Source organism: [Clostridium] symbiosum, from assembly GCA_036419695.1.
GTDB lineage: Bacteria > Bacillota > Clostridia > Lachnospirales > Lachnospiraceae > Otoolea > Otoolea symbiosa_A.
Map to the genome: position 1 here is coordinate 4,306,665 of CP143946.1, position 17,955 is coordinate 4,324,619.

General features: G+C 48.6%; 16 protein-coding genes. 2 read left to right on the forward strand and 14 right to left on the reverse strand.

The features are described from left to right. Positions 1–5: 5 nt before the first annotated feature. Together V3C10_19340 and V3C10_19345 are read right to left on the reverse strand one after the other, a co-directional pair. A complete protein-coding gene (locus V3C10_19340; GenBank protein WVP64669.1) occupies positions 6–1,130 on the reverse strand; it encodes a HAMP domain-containing sensor histidine kinase in 1,125 nt (374 codons plus the stop codon). Between the two features lie 4 nt (positions 1,131–1,134). Beyond that, entirely contained in the window at positions 1,135–1,839 is a 705-nt protein-coding gene (locus V3C10_19345; protein ID WVP61434.1) for a response regulator transcription factor, read from the reverse strand. Positions 1,840–2,226: 387 nt separating this feature from the next. Between V3C10_19345 and V3C10_19350 the strand changes: the two genes are divergently transcribed. Next, complete coding sequence (locus tag V3C10_19350; GenBank protein WVP61435.1) at positions 2,227–2,907, forward strand: aspartate/glutamate racemase family protein; 681 nt, start codon at positions 2,227–2,229, stop codon at positions 2,905–2,907. A gap of 237 nt (positions 2,908–3,144) precedes the next feature. Here V3C10_19350 and V3C10_19355 read toward each other — a convergent pair whose 3' ends face one another. The 12 genes from V3C10_19355 to V3C10_19410 form a co-directional block, all read right to left on the reverse strand. Beyond that, positions 3,145–5,313, reverse strand: coding sequence for an RNA degradosome polyphosphate kinase (locus V3C10_19355; protein WVP61436.1), 2,169 nt, complete (start codon positions 5,311–5,313; stop codon positions 3,145–3,147). Between the two features lie 3 nt (positions 5,314–5,316). Further along, entirely contained in the window at positions 5,317–6,882 is a 1,566-nt protein-coding gene (locus V3C10_19360; GenBank protein WVP61437.1) for an exopolyphosphatase, read from the reverse strand. Further along, a complete protein-coding gene (locus V3C10_19365; GenBank protein ID WVP61438.1) occupies positions 6,872–8,206 on the reverse strand; it encodes an ATP-binding protein in 1,335 nt (444 codons plus the stop codon). Before V3C10_19365 ends, V3C10_19360 begins: the two co-directional genes overlap by 11 nt. A 37-nt stretch (positions 8,207–8,243) precedes the next feature. Further along, positions 8,244–9,371: a prephenate dehydratase domain-containing protein gene (locus V3C10_19370; GenBank protein WVP61439.1), complete on the reverse strand. Its 1,128-nt coding sequence runs from the start codon at positions 9,369–9,371 to the stop codon at positions 8,244–8,246. Next, positions 9,346–10,101 carry a lysophospholipid acyltransferase family protein gene (locus V3C10_19375; protein ID WVP61440.1) on the reverse strand — a complete coding sequence of 252 codons (756 nt, stop codon included), beginning with the start codon at positions 10,099–10,101 and terminating at the stop codon, positions 9,346–9,348. The genes V3C10_19370 and V3C10_19375 overlap by 26 nt, the downstream gene beginning before the upstream one ends. 187 nt (positions 10,102–10,288) lie before the next feature. Next, positions 10,289–11,785: a cardiolipin synthase gene (gene cls / locus V3C10_19380; GenBank protein WVP61441.1), complete on the reverse strand. Its 1,497-nt coding sequence runs from the start codon at positions 11,783–11,785 to the stop codon at positions 10,289–10,291. A gap of 53 nt (positions 11,786–11,838) precedes the next feature. Beyond that, entirely contained in the window at positions 11,839–12,318 is a 480-nt protein-coding gene (locus tag V3C10_19385) for a prepilin-type N-terminal cleavage/methylation domain-containing protein (protein ID WVP61442.1), read from the reverse strand. Positions 12,319–12,337: 19 nt separating this feature from the next. After that, the gene (locus tag V3C10_19390) at positions 12,338–12,517 is read right to left on the reverse strand and encodes a DUF4250 domain-containing protein (protein WVP61443.1); all 180 of its coding nucleotides are present in this window, start codon (positions 12,515–12,517) and stop codon (positions 12,338–12,340) included. A gap of 119 nt (positions 12,518–12,636) precedes the next feature. Further along, positions 12,637–12,885 carry a hypothetical protein gene (locus tag V3C10_19395; protein WVP64670.1) on the reverse strand — a complete coding sequence of 83 codons (249 nt, stop codon included), beginning with the start codon at positions 12,883–12,885 and terminating at the stop codon, positions 12,637–12,639. 91 nt (positions 12,886–12,976) lie between these two features. Continuing rightward, on the reverse strand, positions 12,977–14,407 hold the full coding sequence (locus V3C10_19400) for a DNA polymerase IV (GenBank protein WVP61444.1): 1,431 nt from the start codon (positions 14,405–14,407) through the stop codon (positions 12,977–12,979). Positions 14,408–14,709: 302 nt separating this feature from the next. Continuing rightward, positions 14,710–15,705: a polysaccharide deacetylase family protein gene (locus tag V3C10_19405; GenBank protein ID WVP61445.1), complete on the reverse strand. Its 996-nt coding sequence runs from the start codon at positions 15,703–15,705 to the stop codon at positions 14,710–14,712. A 130-nt stretch (positions 15,706–15,835) separates the two neighbouring features. After that, positions 15,836–16,708, reverse strand: coding sequence for a polysaccharide deacetylase family protein (locus V3C10_19410; GenBank protein ID WVP61446.1), 873 nt, complete (start codon positions 16,706–16,708; stop codon positions 15,836–15,838). A gap of 241 nt (positions 16,709–16,949) precedes the next feature. Between V3C10_19410 and V3C10_19415 the strand changes: the two genes are divergently transcribed. Beyond that, entirely contained in the window at positions 16,950–17,930 is a 981-nt protein-coding gene (locus V3C10_19415) for an agmatinase family protein (GenBank protein WVP61447.1), read from the forward strand. Positions 17,931–17,955 lie beyond the last annotated feature (25 nt).

The window sequence follows — 17,955 nt, forward strand, 5'->3', positions numbered from 1 at the left end:
CCGCTTTACGCCGGTGTGTCAAAATTCTCTTTGTTTACGTCAAAGTTCGTCTTCAGCTTAACGGTGAATACGGTACCGTTCAAATCGCTTGTCACCTGGATCGTCCCGCCATGCATATCTACGATATTTTTGGCAATCGCAAGGCCCAGGCCCGTCCCTCCCGTGTTGGTGGAACGCGACTGCTCCACTCTGTAGAACTTATTGAATATAAACGGAAGCTCATCCTCCGGAATCACGTAACCGTAATTGGTGACGGAAACGGTAACCGTCGGCTCGGCGACCTGTATCTTGACAAGCACCCGTTTTCCGTCGGCTCCGTATTTAATTGCATTGTTAATCAGGTTATCAAAGAGGCGGGCCAGAAGATTCCCGTCCGCCGTAATCACTTTGCCGGGCACATTGCTCTGAAGTTCATAGGACAGGTTCTTGTCCACGAAGCTCGGATAGAACTCCTCCAGAAGCTGGCTCAAAAGCTTAACAACATCCACCTTTCCAACATGCATGCTCATCTTGCCATAATTCATCTTGGTAAATCCGAACAGATCCTCGATCAGCTTCTCCAGGCGTTTGGACTTTGCATACGCGATATCAATGTACTTCTTCTGCATCTCCTGTGGAATCTCCACCTTGCCGGACAACAGCTCCAGATATCCGATGATCGATGTGAGGGGTGTCCTCAGATCATGGGCCACATTAGTGATCAGCTCATTTTTCGTCCTCTCTGCCTCCCTCTCCTTATCCATCAGCCTGCGGATATCCTCCATCATCTTATTGAGGTTTACCGCCATCTGGGTAAATTCGTCATCTCCCGTGACCTCCACCGTTGTATTCAGATCTCCCTCCGAAATATTCTGGATAGCGGAAGAGATCTTCCCGATGTAGCGCAGCGCTTTCTCCTGCAGTGTCATAAAGGTCACGGTAAATACGCCAATCCCCATGAGCACATAGATGAGGACCATCAGCGTATTGATTTCCGTCATCTGCAGAAAAAAGGAATCGGCGTATCTCGTCTCTTTCAGATACCCAATGATCATGGAAACATTCGCGATGAGAAATACTTCTATCAGGCAGGTTATCACTGCACTGTAAAATATGTTTGTAACGATTTTCGTACGAAACCGTTTGCTCATGTCACTACTTTTCAATTTTGTATCCTACCCCCCAGACGGTGGTGATGATCTTGTTCTGTCTGGTGTCTTCTTTCATCTTGCCGCGAAGGCGCCGGATATGTACCATAACTGTGTTGTTGGCTTCATAGACCTTCTCATTCCAAACCTTTTCGAATATCTCGTCGGTGCTGAATACGCGGCCCGGATTGGAAGCGAGAAGATAGAGGATATCGAATTCAATCGGGGTCAGCTTGATCTCTTCCCCATATACCACTACCTTGTGGTTATCCTTGTTAATAATCAGTCCCTTGATGGAAATCTCATTCTTGGCGGAGGAACTTACGTTGCTCTGTGGATTTAACTGTGTGTATCTGCGAAGCTGGGACTTCACCCTGGCCGTCAGCTCCAGCGGGTTAAACGGCTTTACCACATAATCGTCCGCCCCGGTCCCGAGACCCAGAATCTTATCAAGATCCGTGGAGCGGGCGCTGAGCATGATAATCGGGATATTGTTGGTCTCCCTGATCTTCTTGCACATCTCAAGTCCGTCCATCCCCGGCATCATGATATCCAGAAGGACGAGATGAATGCTCTCCTTCTCCAGAATATCGAGTCCTGCCTGTGCGTTATCCGCCTTAAATACTTTATATCCGTCACTGACCAGGTAAATCTCCACCAGGTCCGCTATTTCCTTTTCATCATCTACCACTAAGATGTTGATCTCTGACATAAAAATCCTCCCTCATTAGTAAACCTTTTCTGTCATTTTCCCGTTTTGTTTCTCTCCGGAAAACCATACAGCTTTAGTTTACCATACAGCAGAAAAATTTGCTTTAATTTTCTCTTACATTTTTGGAGAAATCTTCCCTTGTAAATCAAGGGTTTTCCGGGTTCTCCGGCCCGCCGTGCCCCGCCCGGCCCCTGCCCGGCCCTTCTTCTGTAACAAAAACCCGAATGAACTGGACTGTGAACGCAAATATTCCATCCCCTCCTTATATAACAGTATATTTTGCCATTTTCAACAAAACGTCAGAATATATTGACGGATATGCCAAAAAATGTATATAATTAAATCATTACAAAAGTATACGGTTCTAAGTGAACAGGAGGTACACAGATGTCAAAGCGAGATATAAAAAGGATTGCCCTGCTGCTGCCCAACACGGATTCCATTCTGGAAACGGATCTTCAGATTTATCTCCCTTCCAACGTCATTATCCACACCGCCAGGATGCGCCTGGATGAAGTTGGGGAGGCGGCGGAAAAGCGTATGGTGGACGAAGAACTGCCGAAGGCAATCTCATTTCTGAAAGACATTACCCAGTTTGACGGCGCGGTGTTCGGCTGTACATCGGCCTCGGCAGTTTACGGTGAGGAGGGGTTACAGCGCATCGGACATCTGATGGAAGAAGGGCTAAAATGTCCCGTGACCAATGCATTTTCCGCCGTCCTTTCTGAAATCAGGCGCTTTGAAGCGAAGCGAATCGGCCTCCTGACCCCCTATACCGTGGAGGTTAACCAATTCTTTGCGGCCACTCTGGCGGAATTCCACATCGCCTGCGGAGCCTATTACGGCCTTGGAATCTCCGACGATACACAGATTGCCCGGGTGGAGCCTCAGGAGATTGAGGATATGGCATCCAGATACAGCGATAGATTAAAAGAACAGGATCTGCTCTTACTTTCCTGCACGAATTTCCGTGCCGCCGAGATCCATAACAGAATCAGCCGAATGCTGGAGCTTCCGGTTGTTACCAGCAATCAGGCTATTATCCACTGGATATTATCTATTGTATGACAGCGTGAAGAAATATTGTCCACAGAAAATATAAAAACGAAACAGTGATGCCTCAAAGCGGTACAAAGCCTGATAAGCATCATTGTTTCGTTTTTTATGTTTTTACAGAATCTATAAGCAGAGCCCGTTCACCGCGGTTCTAAATCCCGTTTTCCCGGCTCCAGCCTTAGTTCCACCGCGGTTCTTCCCTGATTCTTTCTCCCATTCCATCCAGATTCCGAAGTCATCTTCAATTCCCTACTGTTCCAGAGGAATAAACACCCGGTTCTTTACCGGATCCGTCAGATCCTTCTCCGCCCTGGCTGCCTGGATCGCCTCTTCGCAGAATACCTCCTGGGAGATAACAAGGGCTTTTCCCCTCTTATCCTTCTTTGCATAAGTGCCGTCCGGCTGCAGGAAATGAGCCTTCACATTGTCATTTAACTGGACATCCAGGATGTGGATTACACGCTCTTTCAGCTTCTCGTCTTCCACCGGGAAAAGGATTTCCACACGCCGGTCCAGGTTTCTCGGCATCCAGTCCGCGCTTCCCATAAATACCTTCTGTTCCCCGCTGTTCTCAAAGAAGAAGATTCGGCTGTGCTCCAGGAAATTACCGACAATCGAGCAGACCGTAATATTTTCACTCAGTCCCGGCACGCCCGCTTTCAGGCAGCAGATGCCTCGTACAATCAGTTCCACCTTAACGCCTGCACAGGATGCCTCATACAGATTGGCAATGATCTCCTTGTCACAGAGGGAGTTCAGTTTCGCCACAATTCTCGCATTCTTTCCGTTCCTGGCATTTTTCGTCTCCCTCTGAATCAGGCGGAGGAATTTGCCGCGAAGCCACAGGGGAGCCAGGGACAGTTTATTCCATCCCAGAGGTTCGGAATATCCCGACAGCATGTTGAATACAGCCGTGGCATCCTCTCCAATCTGCGGATCGCAGGTGAACAGGCCGCAGTCCGTATAGAGCTTGGCTGTGGAGTCGTTGTAGTTTCCCGTTCCCAGATGGACATAACGGCGGATGCCCTCCTCCTCTTTTCTGACAATCAGGGTGATTTTACTGTGGGTTTTGAGGCCCAGCAGGCCGTATATTACATGGCAGCCTGCTTTCTCCAGCATCTTCGCCCAGATAATATTATTCTCCTCATCAAAACGCGCCTTCAGCTCCACAAGGACGGAAACCTGTTTTCCATTATCCGCCGCCTCTGCAAGGGCTGCAATGATCGGAGAGTTTCCGCTGACGCGGTACAGGGTCTGCTTGATAGCCAGAACATCCGGATCCTTGGCAGCCCGTTTGATGAAATCCACAACCGGTTCAAACGACTCATACGGGTGGAATAAGAGAATATCTCCCTTTCTGATATTGGTAAAAATATCGTCGTCATTCATCAGGGCCGGTACCGGCTGCGGCGTGTAGCCCGGCGTCTTGAACGCCTCATAGCCCGGGAGGCCGTAAACTTTCATAAGCACGGTCAAATCCAGCGGGCCGTTTATCTCATATATCTCGTCGTTTGAAACTTCCAGCTCATTTTTCAGGATATCGAGAAGGCGTTTATCGGCTTTCTCCTCGATGTCCAGACGGATTGCTTCACCCCACTGGCGTTTTTTCAACTGTTTTTCAATCTCCTGCAGCAGATCCTCGGCCTCATCCTCGTCGATGCTCAGATCGGCATTTCTCATGACACGGAACGGATGGGAGCAGATGATATCATAGTTCAGGAACAGTTTGTCGATATTCCGTTCAATGATCTCCTCCAGATAGATAATCGTTGTCTTCGTCTCTTTCTGTTCCTGGCCGTCTCCCCCGGCGTTTTTCTCATCATCCGGGATCACAACGACCCTCGGCAGGCCGGTCGGCACACGGACCATGGCAAAGTCCAGCTCGCTGTCTCCCTTTTTCTTTCTCACCAGTGCGGCAATGTTCAGGGATTTATTGCGTATCAGCGGAAACGGCCTCGAAGAATCCACCGCCATCGGCGTAAGGACCGGATAAACCACGTCTTCGAAATACTTATCTACGTAGGCCGCCTCTTTTCTCGTCAGGTTCTCATGGCAGGTCACTATCTTCAGGCCATTCTGTTTTAAAACTGGAAGAAGGCCCCTGTTATAGGTCTTATACTGATCCGCCACCAGCTCATGCGTCTTAACTCCGATGGCCTCAAGCTGTTTTGTGGCCGTCATCCCCGCAATGTCGGGCTTCGTATATCCGGCATGGATCATATCCTTTAAAGAGGCTACACGGACCATGAAAAATTCATCCAGGTTGGAAGCTGTGATGCTTAAAAACTTCAGCCGGTCAAACAGCGGAGTGGTTTTATCCCTGGCCTCGCCCAGAACACGGTAGTTGAATTCCAGCCAGCTCAGTTCCCTGTTCACATAATTCTCAGGACTGGTATATTTCGATGCTGTCTCTGTCATCTCTTAAATCCCCCTTTTCTGTCTCAATACCGGATGTATGCCGAAAATCTCCTCGAAGAAGTCGGCCTTCTGCTCGAATGAGAAGCGTTCCAGCACAATACTGTCGGTATAGCCCGTCGTGATAACCAGGTTTCCATCCCTGACCGCCACTTTGAAATCGGAGAGCTTCTGTTTATGGCCCCTGTCCATGGAATTGGCAAGGCGCAGGATCGCGGTCAGCTTTGCAATAATAATGGTCAGCTCCCGCCTTGAAATGTTCTTGCCTCCGTGCCGCGAAAAATCGGATTCCAGTACCACCTCATCATAGGCAAATTCCTGTATATTATATCTCACGACGTTGGCGACAATCTCCCTCTCCAGATGGGAAAGGCCGATAATCTCCGTCGCCATGATAATCTGGTAAGCATTTTCCGTGCTCTTTGTGATGCTTACAAATTTACCACAAGCGTGGAGAATCGCGGCAATCTGAAGCAGCAGCCTCTCCCTGTTTCCCAGGCCGTGATATTTCCTGGTCGCGTTGAAAATGGCCACCGCCGTCCTCTCCACTTCCTGGGTGTGGGCTGCGTAACACTTATACCGCTTCGCCATATTGCGGGCCGAGGAGAGAATATCTCCCTCAAAATCATGGTGGAATTTTACAAGACGGCTTTCCTCCGCATACTCCGCCGCAATCCCGTCACAGAGCCGGATGCCCGGGATCCATACGGATTCCGCCCCCAGCATATCCAGCACCTTTTTATAGATAATGGCGCCCGGAATCAAAAGAGCCGCATAGTCATGCTCTATCTCATAGTAGTCTTCTATCTCGTCCACGGACATCGAGGTCAGTTTCTTGCAGAATGCCTTGAACTGCTCCGCGGTAAAGCGGTCACGGTTCGCCTCCTTCATCCCTCTCTTGACCATATAGATAATGCTCTCGCCGGTGGCAATCAGGTTCTTGATCTGTCTGTCCTTCAGGTACATCTTTTTAAATGTGTAAAGTTCATTGTCCACCAGCTCGTCAATCACCTCCGGTATCATCTGGTAATTGACCTTCCAGTGGGCGGCCATCTCACTAAGGCGCAGCACACCCAGAATCAGGTTCTGGGTTGATACGAGAGAGTCCTTGTCAAACAGGGAAATCTGGGAGCTTCCAAATCCCACGTCCACAATCGCGGTTCCCGTCTGCACGGTCTTCTGGAACTCCGCGTCCTTGGATGCCACCGCTTTATAGGTCATAAAACGAAGCTCGGAGTTATTGATCGGTATTACCCTGACGCCGGTCCGGACCAGGATCTGGTCCAGGACGATCTGGCTGTTTCTGGCCTCCCTGAGCGCACTGCTGGCATAGGCCCGGTAATCCTGAACCCTGTAGGTCTTCATGACGTCCATGAATTCCTTCAGCACCCGGCACATCTCATCCACCAGCACATAAGTGATCTTACCGTCATTGTAGGTGTCTTTTCCCAAAGCCAGAACATGGCGCAGGTGATCTATTTCCCTGATGCCGTATTTGCCTGAAATCTCATAGATTCCAAGTTCCAGCTCAAACGATCCTACGTCAATCGCAGCAAATGTTTTAATTGCCATACTGTTTTTCCTCCAGCTTTAACTTACCCAGCAAATGGGTGATGAACTGGGCGGCCGTCCTGCCGGACAGCCCGCCATGGCTCAGCTCCCATTTATTTGCCTCCAGATACAATTCTTCCTCCGGCATATTTACATGGTATTTCTCCGCCAGCACCTTTACGATCTTCTGGAATTCCTTTTTGTCCGGGGAACCGTAATAAATCGTCACTCCAAACCTGGCAACGAGGGATAATTTTTCCTGCACCGTGTCATTGACATGCAGATCATCGTCCAGTTCACGTTTATCGCTGAACTTCTCCCGGATCAGATGGCGTCTGTTGGAGGTTGCGTAAATCAGGACATTCTGGGGTTTGATTCCCAGCCCGCCCTCGATAATCGCTTTCAGATATTTGTACTCTATCTCATATTCCTCAAAAGACAGATCATCCATATAGATAATAAATTTGTAGTTCCGGTCCTTAATCTGCTCCAGCACATCTGACAGGCTGCGGAACTGATGCTTATATACTTCTATCATCCGCAATCCCCGGTCATAATATTTATTCAGAATTGCCTTAATGCTGGAAGATTTTCCCGTGCCGCTGTCGCCAAACAAAAGTACGTTGTTGGCCGCCCTGCCTTCTATAAATGATTCCGTATTTTCGATCAGTTTTGCCTTCTGCATCTCGTATCCGACGAGATCCTCCAGATAAATGTGCTCCACCCTGGTGATCGGCTCAATCGATGCCTTTGGGCTGTTCTCATTCATGCTGATATGGAACGCCTTATTAAGGCCGAATTTGCCGACGCCGAATTCCCTGTAAAACTCAGTCACCGTATCCTGGAACGTCCTGTCGTCGCCTGCGCTCTCAAGCGCCGCAGCCAGCTCCACAATCCTGTCGCGGATTCTTCGGTTGAACACCCGGCTCTCATCCGATGAACTCTGATACCGCTTCATCAGATGCCAGATACCGCCATCCTCCTCGTCCAAAGCGGCGATATCGCGTGAAAAAAGCTCCCTCATCAGCCGGAAGTCATGAGCCGCCAGCTCATTTAGCGTGCCTTTTACAGGGCCTGTAATCTCACATGAAGTACTGTAGGCGTTCTCATGGTTCGCCATACAGAATGCCAAAAAGCAGTGCCATAGATTTCCTTTAAAACCATAGGTCACTGCCAGTTCTATCAGACAGTTGGCACAGGCAAAAGCATCCGGGGCCTCAGGGCCCCTGTCCGCTGCCAGCAGTGCGCATACATTGTCAAATAAGTTCTGATATTTTAAATTTCTGTAGAGAATCATCTGATTCCCCTGTATTTTTCCGTTTTCTTTCCTCATTATCTCTTCCATGCTGCCCTCTTTCCGGCTGAACCGAAATACCGTACCGTCAATAATTACCGAGAATCCTCATATTCTTCGCTTCCTGTGATATGCCGTAAAGCGCGCTTATGACTCCCGGATTCTCCAGATTTCCTTCTATGTCGACAAAGAAACGGTATTCCCAATTACGCCCGGGAACCGGACGTGACTCGATCATCCTCATGTTGACGTGATTAAAAATAAAATTCCCCAGTATGTTGTAAAGAGTACCAATCTTGTGGGGAAGTTCAAAACAGATGCTGATCTTCCCGGCGTCTTCCCTGTATACCGGCTCAGCCGACAAAATCAGGAAACGCGTCGTGTTCTCTTTACTGTTGTTAATGGACGTGGCAAGCGGCTTTAAACCGTAGATTTCCCCTGCTATCTCACTTGCCACCGCGGCCTGGGTCCTGTCATTCTCATCCCGGATCTTCTTGGCGGCAACCGCATTATTCTCCATGCTGAGCTGCTGCCAGTTCTCCCTCCCGTTCAGGAACTCGGAACTCTGCATCAGCGCCTGGGGATGGGCATATACGCGCCGGATATCCTCAATGGAGGCATCCTGCGTACCGAGCAGGAAGTGGTTTACCGGAACAAAGGTTTCCGCCACTATGTAATTGTTATACCTTAAAAGCAGATCGTAGTTATCCGTAACGGCTCCTGCGGAGGAGTTCTCGATCGGGAGCACGCTGTAATCGGCCCGGCCCTCCTTCACCTCTATCATCAGGTCTTCAAACCTGCGGACATGGTGGATATCGGCCTCTTTGCCAAAGTACCGCAGCGCAGCGGCATGGCCATAGGCCCCTTCCAATCCCTGAAACACAATCCTTTTTCCCGCAGTGTCCAGTTTTTTCACTTTCTCAAATCCCAGCTCCATCAGGCCGGTGCGCCCCGCCATCGTCTGGTACTGGTATCGGCGGCTCAGTGTCATCATCTGGAGAAAAAGCTCTCCGACCGCCTGTTTATTAAAGTCCCCCTCTGCCATTCCGGTAAGGGTTTCTATCTTCTCCTGTTCGCGCTTGGCGTCGTAAACGGCCTTGCCCGTCTCAATCTTATACTCCGCCACATCCGCGCAGAGTCTCATTCTTTCTTCAAACAGCTTCTCAATCTGTGTATCGATTCCATCCAGTTTAATTCTGATTTCCTGTAAGTCCATGCTGCTCCTTTTCAAGCATTCTGATAATCTGCTTTCTTGTATATGCCCCGACAAACTTGCGCTCTTCCGGAGGCAGTTCCTTGATAATAAACGGCTGTCCAAACTCGATCGTCACATGGGCCGGCCTGATAATCGGAAAATGTTTTTCAAATATCTCCGCCGTACCTGTGATGGCAACTGGTATTACCGGGCATCCTGATTTCTCGGCAATCTTTAAGCTCCCCTCTTTAAAGGGCAGAAGCTCCAGGAGATTGTCCCCTCTGTTTCTCGTTCCCTCCGGAAAAATCCAGATGGAAACGCCCCTCTTCACCTTTTCGATTCCTTCCAGGATTGTCTTAAGTCCCTCTTTCAGGTTCTTGCGATCCAGGAACAGGCAATTGACATTGGTCATCCAGTCGGAAAGCAGCGGATACCGTTTCATCTCTTTCTTTGCTACAAACCCAAGTAGGCTCGGCACCGTCGTATAGCCTACGAGAATATCAAAATAACTTCTATGGTTTCCCACATACAGGACAGGCTGTCCTTCCGGCACATTCTCCATCCCTTTGACGGTCACGGTCACTCCCGACATCTTAAGTATGAAACGGAATACTTTCTGCACAATGCGCAGGCTCTCCCGCTCCATCTTGTCCCGGTCACTTTTGCCTGTCTTTTTAAGTTTATACAAAAGTCCTGTGGAAAAAATAAGGAAACCAATTACAGTTGATGCCACTAATACAAAACGTATCATATCTTCACCTCTCTATCCGTTCTATTATATAAAAATAACGGCTCTTTTACAAGCTTTTCCTGTCTGTAAAATGCCTGTAAAGAACCGTCTGGTTTTCTGTGACTTTCGCTTTGCTCCACTCACAAAAAACATCTCGCGGAATACATCCGGCCTGAACCGTAACGCGTTCTGTAATTCTTAATCCGTCCTATAAAAGCGGTGACAACAGACGGCTGCACTGTTCCTTAAATCGGATCACAAGCCCCCTGGCCTCATAATCCTCTGGTGTAATCTCCCGGCACAGCGGAAGATCATTCAGGAATGCCTCTTCCAGGCGTTCCGTCGTAGCCTCGTCATAGATGACCGCATTGACTTCAAAATTCAGTTCAAAACTTCGGATATCCATATTGGCCGTACCGTAGCAGCTCACAAAGCCGTCCACGGAAACGCCTTTGGCATGGAGGAAACCATTCTCATAGGTATAGCATCTGGCTCCCGCCTTCAGCAAATCGCCTACATAGGAATAGGTAGCCCAGTACACAAACGGATGATCCGGTTTGCAGGGAATCATCAGACGCACATCCACGCCGGAGCGGGCCGCAATCTGGATGGCGGACAAAATGGCGTCATCCGGGACAAAATAAGGCGTCTGAATATAGATATGATGCCTGGCTTTATGGAACAGTTCCAGATAATTATCACGTATTTGCCGGGTCTGGGTATCGGGTCCGCTGGAAACGATCTGGATCCCGACCATGCTGTCAATCGATGTGGGCTCCGTCAAATCAGCCGTCTCATTAAAATAGCTCATATCCTTAAACAGGTTCTCCCCTGCCGCATAATTCCAGTCCTGGGCAAAACGGAGCTGCAGGCCGATTACCGCCTCGCCGTGAATTTTCAGATGGGTATCCCGCCAGTATCCGAACTTTGGATCCTTGGAGATATATTCCCGGCCGATATTAAAGCCGCCGACGTAACCGACGCGGCCGTCAATCACAACAATCTTCCTGTGGTTTCTGTAATTCACACGGAAATTGAGACGGCCCAGAATCGGCGGGAAGAAGCTGGCAATCCTGATTCCGGCTTCCTCAAGCATCTTCCATTTCCGCTTCGGCATAAAACGGCCGCCCATCCCGTCGTACAGAATCCTGACTTCAACGCCCTCCCTCACCTTCTCAAGCAGGATCGGAATCATTGAGTCAAAGAGTTCATCATTTTTTATAATATAGTACTGGATATGGATATAACGTCTGGCCTTCTTAAGTTCTTCTTTTAAGTCATCAAACTTCTCCACGCCGTCCGTAAAAATCTCCACCTGGTTGTTCATCGTCAGGACGGCTCCGGATACCTCCAGGTTATAAAGGACCAGATCCGCATATCCTCCGGCCAGGGAGCCCAAAAGTCCCATATCCTGGCTCTTGATGAATTCTTCCTGGTTTTTAGCCGAATATTTGAGGCGGTCCTCCACCTCTTTGATCCTGAACATCTTACTCTTCCTGAAATCCTGGTCAAAAAACAGATAAAAGAGAATGCCGAATACCGGAATGAAATACAAAGCCAGAAGCCACGTCCAGACCGTCTTCGGATCATGCCTCCTGAAAAATACGATAATAATCGACAATATTAAATTGACAAAAATCAGATGTTCCAGAATCCATGTCCAGACCGACACCGCTCCGTCAAAAATCGTTCCAATCACGCCCACTGTATACACTCCGTCCTATTTTTCAAACCGGAATATCCTCTGACCTGCTCCGGCTATTCACCGTCCGCTGTTACTCCTGGTTTTGTTATACTGATATCCGGCTTATCCCTCACGATTGAAATATCACCCGCCAGCTTTACAGTGATTTTGTAGCCATCCACGGCGTAAACAAATTCAACCAGCACGGATTTCACAAATCGGAATTCCTGTATTTCCGCTCCCATGGTGGCTCTCCTCGTCAGGTACGGATTCAGCACATGTCTCTTTGAAGATACTTCGATTTCACATAACTGAGCTGCCAATTTTTCCTGTGTCAGCGGAGTCCCGGCTGCTTCCATATCTATCATATAAAGCTGTGTGGCCAGGCTGACGCTTTCCGCTTCCGTCATATAGCGCTGTTCCCTGGCTTTTTCAATGTATTTTGCCAAAACAGGCGCCGCCATCCCTACCAATATCGCAAGTATCGATACTGATACAACCAGTTCCAACAGTGTAAATCCTTTATTTTCGCCGCATCCTCTGTTCTCGTTCATCTTTTGTCTTTTATTCATATCATCGAAAACGGTTCTGGCCTTTGTCGTAACAGTAACCGGCTTCTGCCAGTTTATTCTCCAGCTCCTGCCGGTCCACCATCAAGTCGTCACAAAGTGATTCCAGGCTGGAATAATAGTCGCGGAGCTGGGTATTAATAAAGCTCAGGCACATAATTGGATCCTGTGGTATTTTTTTCATCTTGGGTCACGCTTCCTTCTCTGTCGGTTATCTTTTTCCCACACACTTTATCACAATGCACCTGTAAATTCAATTGTTTGTCAACATAAATTTACAAAAATTTACACATTTCTACAAACTTACTCCTCCGGAAACGTGACGGTCACATAAAAACCCCGGTCATTTTCTACAATTTCCTTCACAATTCCTCTTGTAACCCCGTTCTCCGTTTTTAATCTGTTGTTGAGCTTGAAAAGCCCCGACATCGCCACGGCCGGTTCTATCATATAGTTGACGTTAAAGGGGGTGACCGATTCGCTCACCTCTACCTCCTGGCCCTGCTCCACAAGTCCCGGCCTCTCCATCTTAAATATGATTTCCTTTGCCATCACAATCCCTCTTTCATCCATATATTGGTCATTGTCCACTATAAATATTACCATAAGAACTGTCTTTTTTCCAGAGTCCGTACGGTTGCGGCTAATCTATCTTGATTCTGCTGTAATCCACGGTCAGCTTCTCCCTGGAAATTCCGCCCGACATATGGTCTATTCTTCCTGCTCTCTTCCTAGTTTCCGCTTTCCCCGCCGTTTTATTCGTTTTGTTTGTCTTATCCTGCTCTTTGGCAGAACCGTCTCCCGGATTTCTTTCTTCCGGAACCAATGCGGTTTTTGCTCCCTGCGCGCTCACTTTCCCGTTGTCCTTCTCTTCCTTACCATTGATATCAGGAGGCAGGAATGAGGCCCTTTTGACGGCATCCGTGCCGAATTTACCGCGGATGGCATCCACTGCCCTGTCCAACTTCTCCAATTTTTCGTAGTCCGTCGTATCGAAAATGCTCATCTGGCGGGCGCTCTCTTCCTTAATTCTGGTCGTATGTATCCCAAGATGGCGGATTGGCGCCCCATCCCACAGCTCCTCAAAAAGACGGCAGGCCGCCTGATAGAGCTCCGCCGTAATATTGGTCGGCGCCGCCAGCACCATCTGGTGCCCCTGCGACTGCAGAAGGTTGTTCTTAATTGATACCGAGACCACCTCCGCCTTAACTCCATGGCTCCTGAGCCGCGTCCCGACCGTCTCCGCCAGAGACAGCAGCACCATCTTCGCAATCTGCGCATCCGTCACATCAAAGGAAATCGTCGTGCTGTTGCCGTATCCCTTATTGTCAGGCGCTTCCGGCTCCACCAGATCGGGAGCCTCCCCATTGGCAAAATTCCAAATCACCTCGCCATGCTTTTTCAAATGACTGGTCACGATGGACAGTTCCGTATTCGCCAGCTCCCCGATCGTGTGGATTCCCATGGCCGAAAGCTTCTGCTCGGTTGCCCGGCCGACAAAAAACAGTTCCCTCACGGGCAGGGGCCACATCTTCTCCGCAATCTCATCCTGAAAAAGCGTATGCACCAGATTGGGTTTCTTAAAATCCGAGGCCATCTTTGCCAGCAGTTTATTGGAGGATACTCCGATATTGACGGTAAATCCAAGCTCCGACTTAATCCTCTCCCGGATGCGGTTGGCCGCTTCTTCCGGCGGCCCGAACAGCTTCTCCATCCCGGTCATATCCATAAACGCCTCATCAATACTGTACGGCTCCACGTTAGGGGAATATTCTCTCAACATATCCATAAAAGCCTTCGATGATTCCTGATAAAGATTGTAATGGGCCGGCACCAGTTCCAGCTGGGGGCATTTCTTTCGCGCTTCCATGATGGATTCCCCCGTCCGGACGCCAAATTGCTTCGCCTTCATGGACTTTGCCAGTATAATGCCGCGGCGCTTGCTGCTGTCGCCGCCCACAGCGCAGATTCCTTCCCTTAAATCCCTGGTCCCTCCCAGGTGCTTCAGCCGGTAAACAGCTTCCCAGGAAAGAAATGCGCTGTTCACATCCACATGAAATACAACCTGTTCCATGTTTCCACCTCCGGTAAAATTCAGGAACATATAATTCCTGTCCGAAACAGGAACCGTGCGGCGGCTCCTGCTGTTTAATAAATCCATTATACAAGAACATACGTTCTGTGTAAATAGAGAACTTTTTTCCATATTACCATGACATGCGCTCCGTTACCGGTCACAGCAAAAACAAAGACCGCTCTTTGCTTCAGGCTCCGGCTCATTGACAAACTGCCATGCAGGGCCGGTTCCGGGCGTTCTCCGTTCCGGGTCCTGCATGACAGTTTAAAATCCGTTATTGCATGACGGCTCAAAATCCATTATTCAGTCTCCTGCGCTTTCGTGGAATGCTGGATTCCATAGACATCCAATTTGTAATCCCTGGTGTAAATCAGCTCCGAGACGGGTACAATTGTATATCCCCTGGCCTGTATTTCTTTAATAATTGTCTCCAGTGCCTGAGGCGTATATTCCGCCCCGTTATGCATCAGGATGATTGCCCCGTTTTTCAGCTTTCCGCTGTTCAATACGCGGTCCAGAAGCGGCTGGATTCCCAGATTCTTCCAATCTAAAGAATCAATCGTCCACTGAATACAGTAATACCCGTTATTTTTGACCGTGTCAATCACTTTTGAATTATAGGCTCCGTAGGGGGCCCTGAATAGAAAGGCCTCCCGCCCCGTCAATTCCTTTATCTTCTCATGGGCCGCCTGTATCTGGGCGGTAATCTGTCCCGGCGTCATGCCCGTCATATCCGGGTGGCTGACGCTGTGATTGCCGATCTCATGGCCGGCCTCATAAATCTTTTTAACACTGTCACCGTGGTCATCCATCCAGTCCTTCGTCAAGAAAAAGGTCGTGCGCACATTATACCGTTTCAGGATTTCCAGAAGCTGATCCGTATAGTCAAATACGGAACCGGAGTCAAATGACAGCGCTACCAGCGGTTTTTCCGTATCTACCTGGAAAATCGGCTCGCTTTGTTTTCCGGCATAATGATTGCAGGATTCATCCGGGGCGATATGTTCATACCGTTCCATCTGCGGAACCTTCTGAATCCACGCCCCGTCCTTGCCAACAGTGTAGCCGTCGGGCGTGACGCCGTCCGTCACCATGTTTCCCTGGCTATCCAGATAATACCAGCATCCATCTTCATCCTGAAACCACTGCGAGGCCAGATGGCTTCCGTCATTGTTTTCATACTTCCAGACTTCCTCCCCATATACCCAGTTGCCCGCCAGGGTGGGAACCGACGCCAGCAGAGTCATCGACGCTCCCAAAACGAACGCTGCCGCCGTCCAAATCTTATTTTTCATAACGCCTCCCCTTTCCCAAACACTTACGTTACAAATTAAGCAGTAATCTGTTAATTTTAGGTTTGATTTTGGTTTTATCAGTGTTTTATCTATAAATACAGTATAAAACAGAACAGTAAAATAAGCAATCTTAATCGGTAAACTGACGTCCTTCCTGATCGAGATGAAAATTTTCCTTCCATATAAGAGAAGAAACCGGAACAATTTCAAATCCTTTTTGCTGTAGCCCCGTTATGACCGCTTCCAGGGCATCCGGGGTATACTTCGCCCCATTATGCATCAGAATAATACTTCCATTACCTAGATGCGGATCATCCAGAACTTTATTCACAATTGAATCGGCGCCGTAGTCCTTCCAGTCCAGACTGTCAACATCCCATTGAATCGGGTAATATCCTAAGGAATCCGCAACTTCTATTACATTATTATTATAGTCACCATAGGGCGGACGGAACAACGTCATGTCCTTTCCCGTCAATTTCTTCACTTTGTCATGCACCGTCTGCAGTTCCGACTTTATCTCTGCCTTGTCGAGCCGGCTCATATTCTTGTGATTTTCGCTGTGGTTTCCAAGCTCATGCCCCTGCTGCGCAATGTAGCGGACATCCTCCGGATATTTTTCCACCCATCCGCCCGTCATAAAAAAAGTAACCTTGATATTGTGGGCCCCCAGGATATCCATCAGCCGGCGTGTATCCTCATTTCCCCATGCCGCGTCAAACGTCAGCGCTACCTGTGGTTTATCCGTCTTCACGCAGTAAATGGGAAGCCTTCTTTCCTTGATCTGATAATTCCTGCCTGCGGCTTTGACATATTTAAACACGCTCTGTGATGAGACGCTGGACGCATCCCCCTTATGTATGGATTTCTCATACAGAGATGTGATACAGCCAATTGACAAAAGCACCAACAGCATCCAGAACAATGCATTCTCCGCCATAGGCAGATGATGGCCGGAATGCCTCTCCGACGGTTCCCTCTTTCTTTGTTTAATAAATTTCATTTGACCACCTCAGCAAAATATAATTTTCAGACTGCTCGCCGGCCCGCGGAAATCCCGGCAAAACTGCCGCGGGTAAGGGCCGGATCGCCTTATTATTATAAGTATATGAGGGAAAAAATGTTACATGCCTATTGACATTTTAACAGCGTAGTGATATAGTCATTTTATGATAATATCGTTTATAGAATTACAATGTCGTTTTTAAAGTACCATATTTCGTCCACGAAAGGAGTTTTTTATTATGCAGAATAAGCCAGTTATCTATCAGCCGGGCGTAGTGCCACAGGAAATTTACAGCGGGGTACCATCTTTTATGGGACTTCCGGTAGCAAAGACAGCGGAAGATGTAAAACAGTTTGATTTCGCCGTTATGGGGGTTCCGTGGGAAGGTGGTTGTACATATGGCGGATACTCTTCCTGCGTTGTAGCGCCAAAAACATTCCGTGCCGTTTCGACACGCTATACAGGATATCTTCCTGATTATGATATAGATACATTTGATTATCTGACCGCCTGTGATTACGGCGACACCGTTGTCCAGAACGGAAACTATGACCTGACATTTGCAAAAATGCGTGAGAAATTCGGCGAGATTATTGATGCGGGAGCCATTCCGATTACATTTGGCGGCGATCACTCCATCTCCTACCCAATGATCAGTGAGCTGGCAAAACGCCATAAAAAGAGAGTCGGCGTTATCCATTTTGACGCGCATCTCGATACAATGCCGTCCTTTGGTGACGATCTTTATTCCAGATGCTCTCCTTTCAACCGCCTGTATCAGGATGAGAACTTTGATTCCACCAAGATTGTGCATATCGGAATCAGAGGACCGAGAAATCATCCTCAGGAGAGAAGGGAAGCCGAGAAATACGGTGCAACCGTCATTCCCGCTATGGAAATCAAAAAGAACGGATACGAGGCTTCCATCAAGAAAGCCCTGGAAATTGTGTCTAAAGATACGGACGTAATCTATGTAACCATCTGCTCCGACGTACTGGATGCTTCCGCAAACCCACAGGGACCGGTTGATCCATGCGGCGTTACCTCCTTTGAACTGGCTATGATGGTTAACGAATGCGGCAGGGCCGGAGCCAACGCATTTGACTTTGTAGAGATTTACCCGGAAACCTGCGGCGCGCAGACATCTGCCCACACAGGAGTATGGATGGCGCTCTATTTCATGAATGGTCTGGCCGCCAGAAAAGCAGAATTAAAATAATTCTAGTCACCGAAGGAAGAACTGC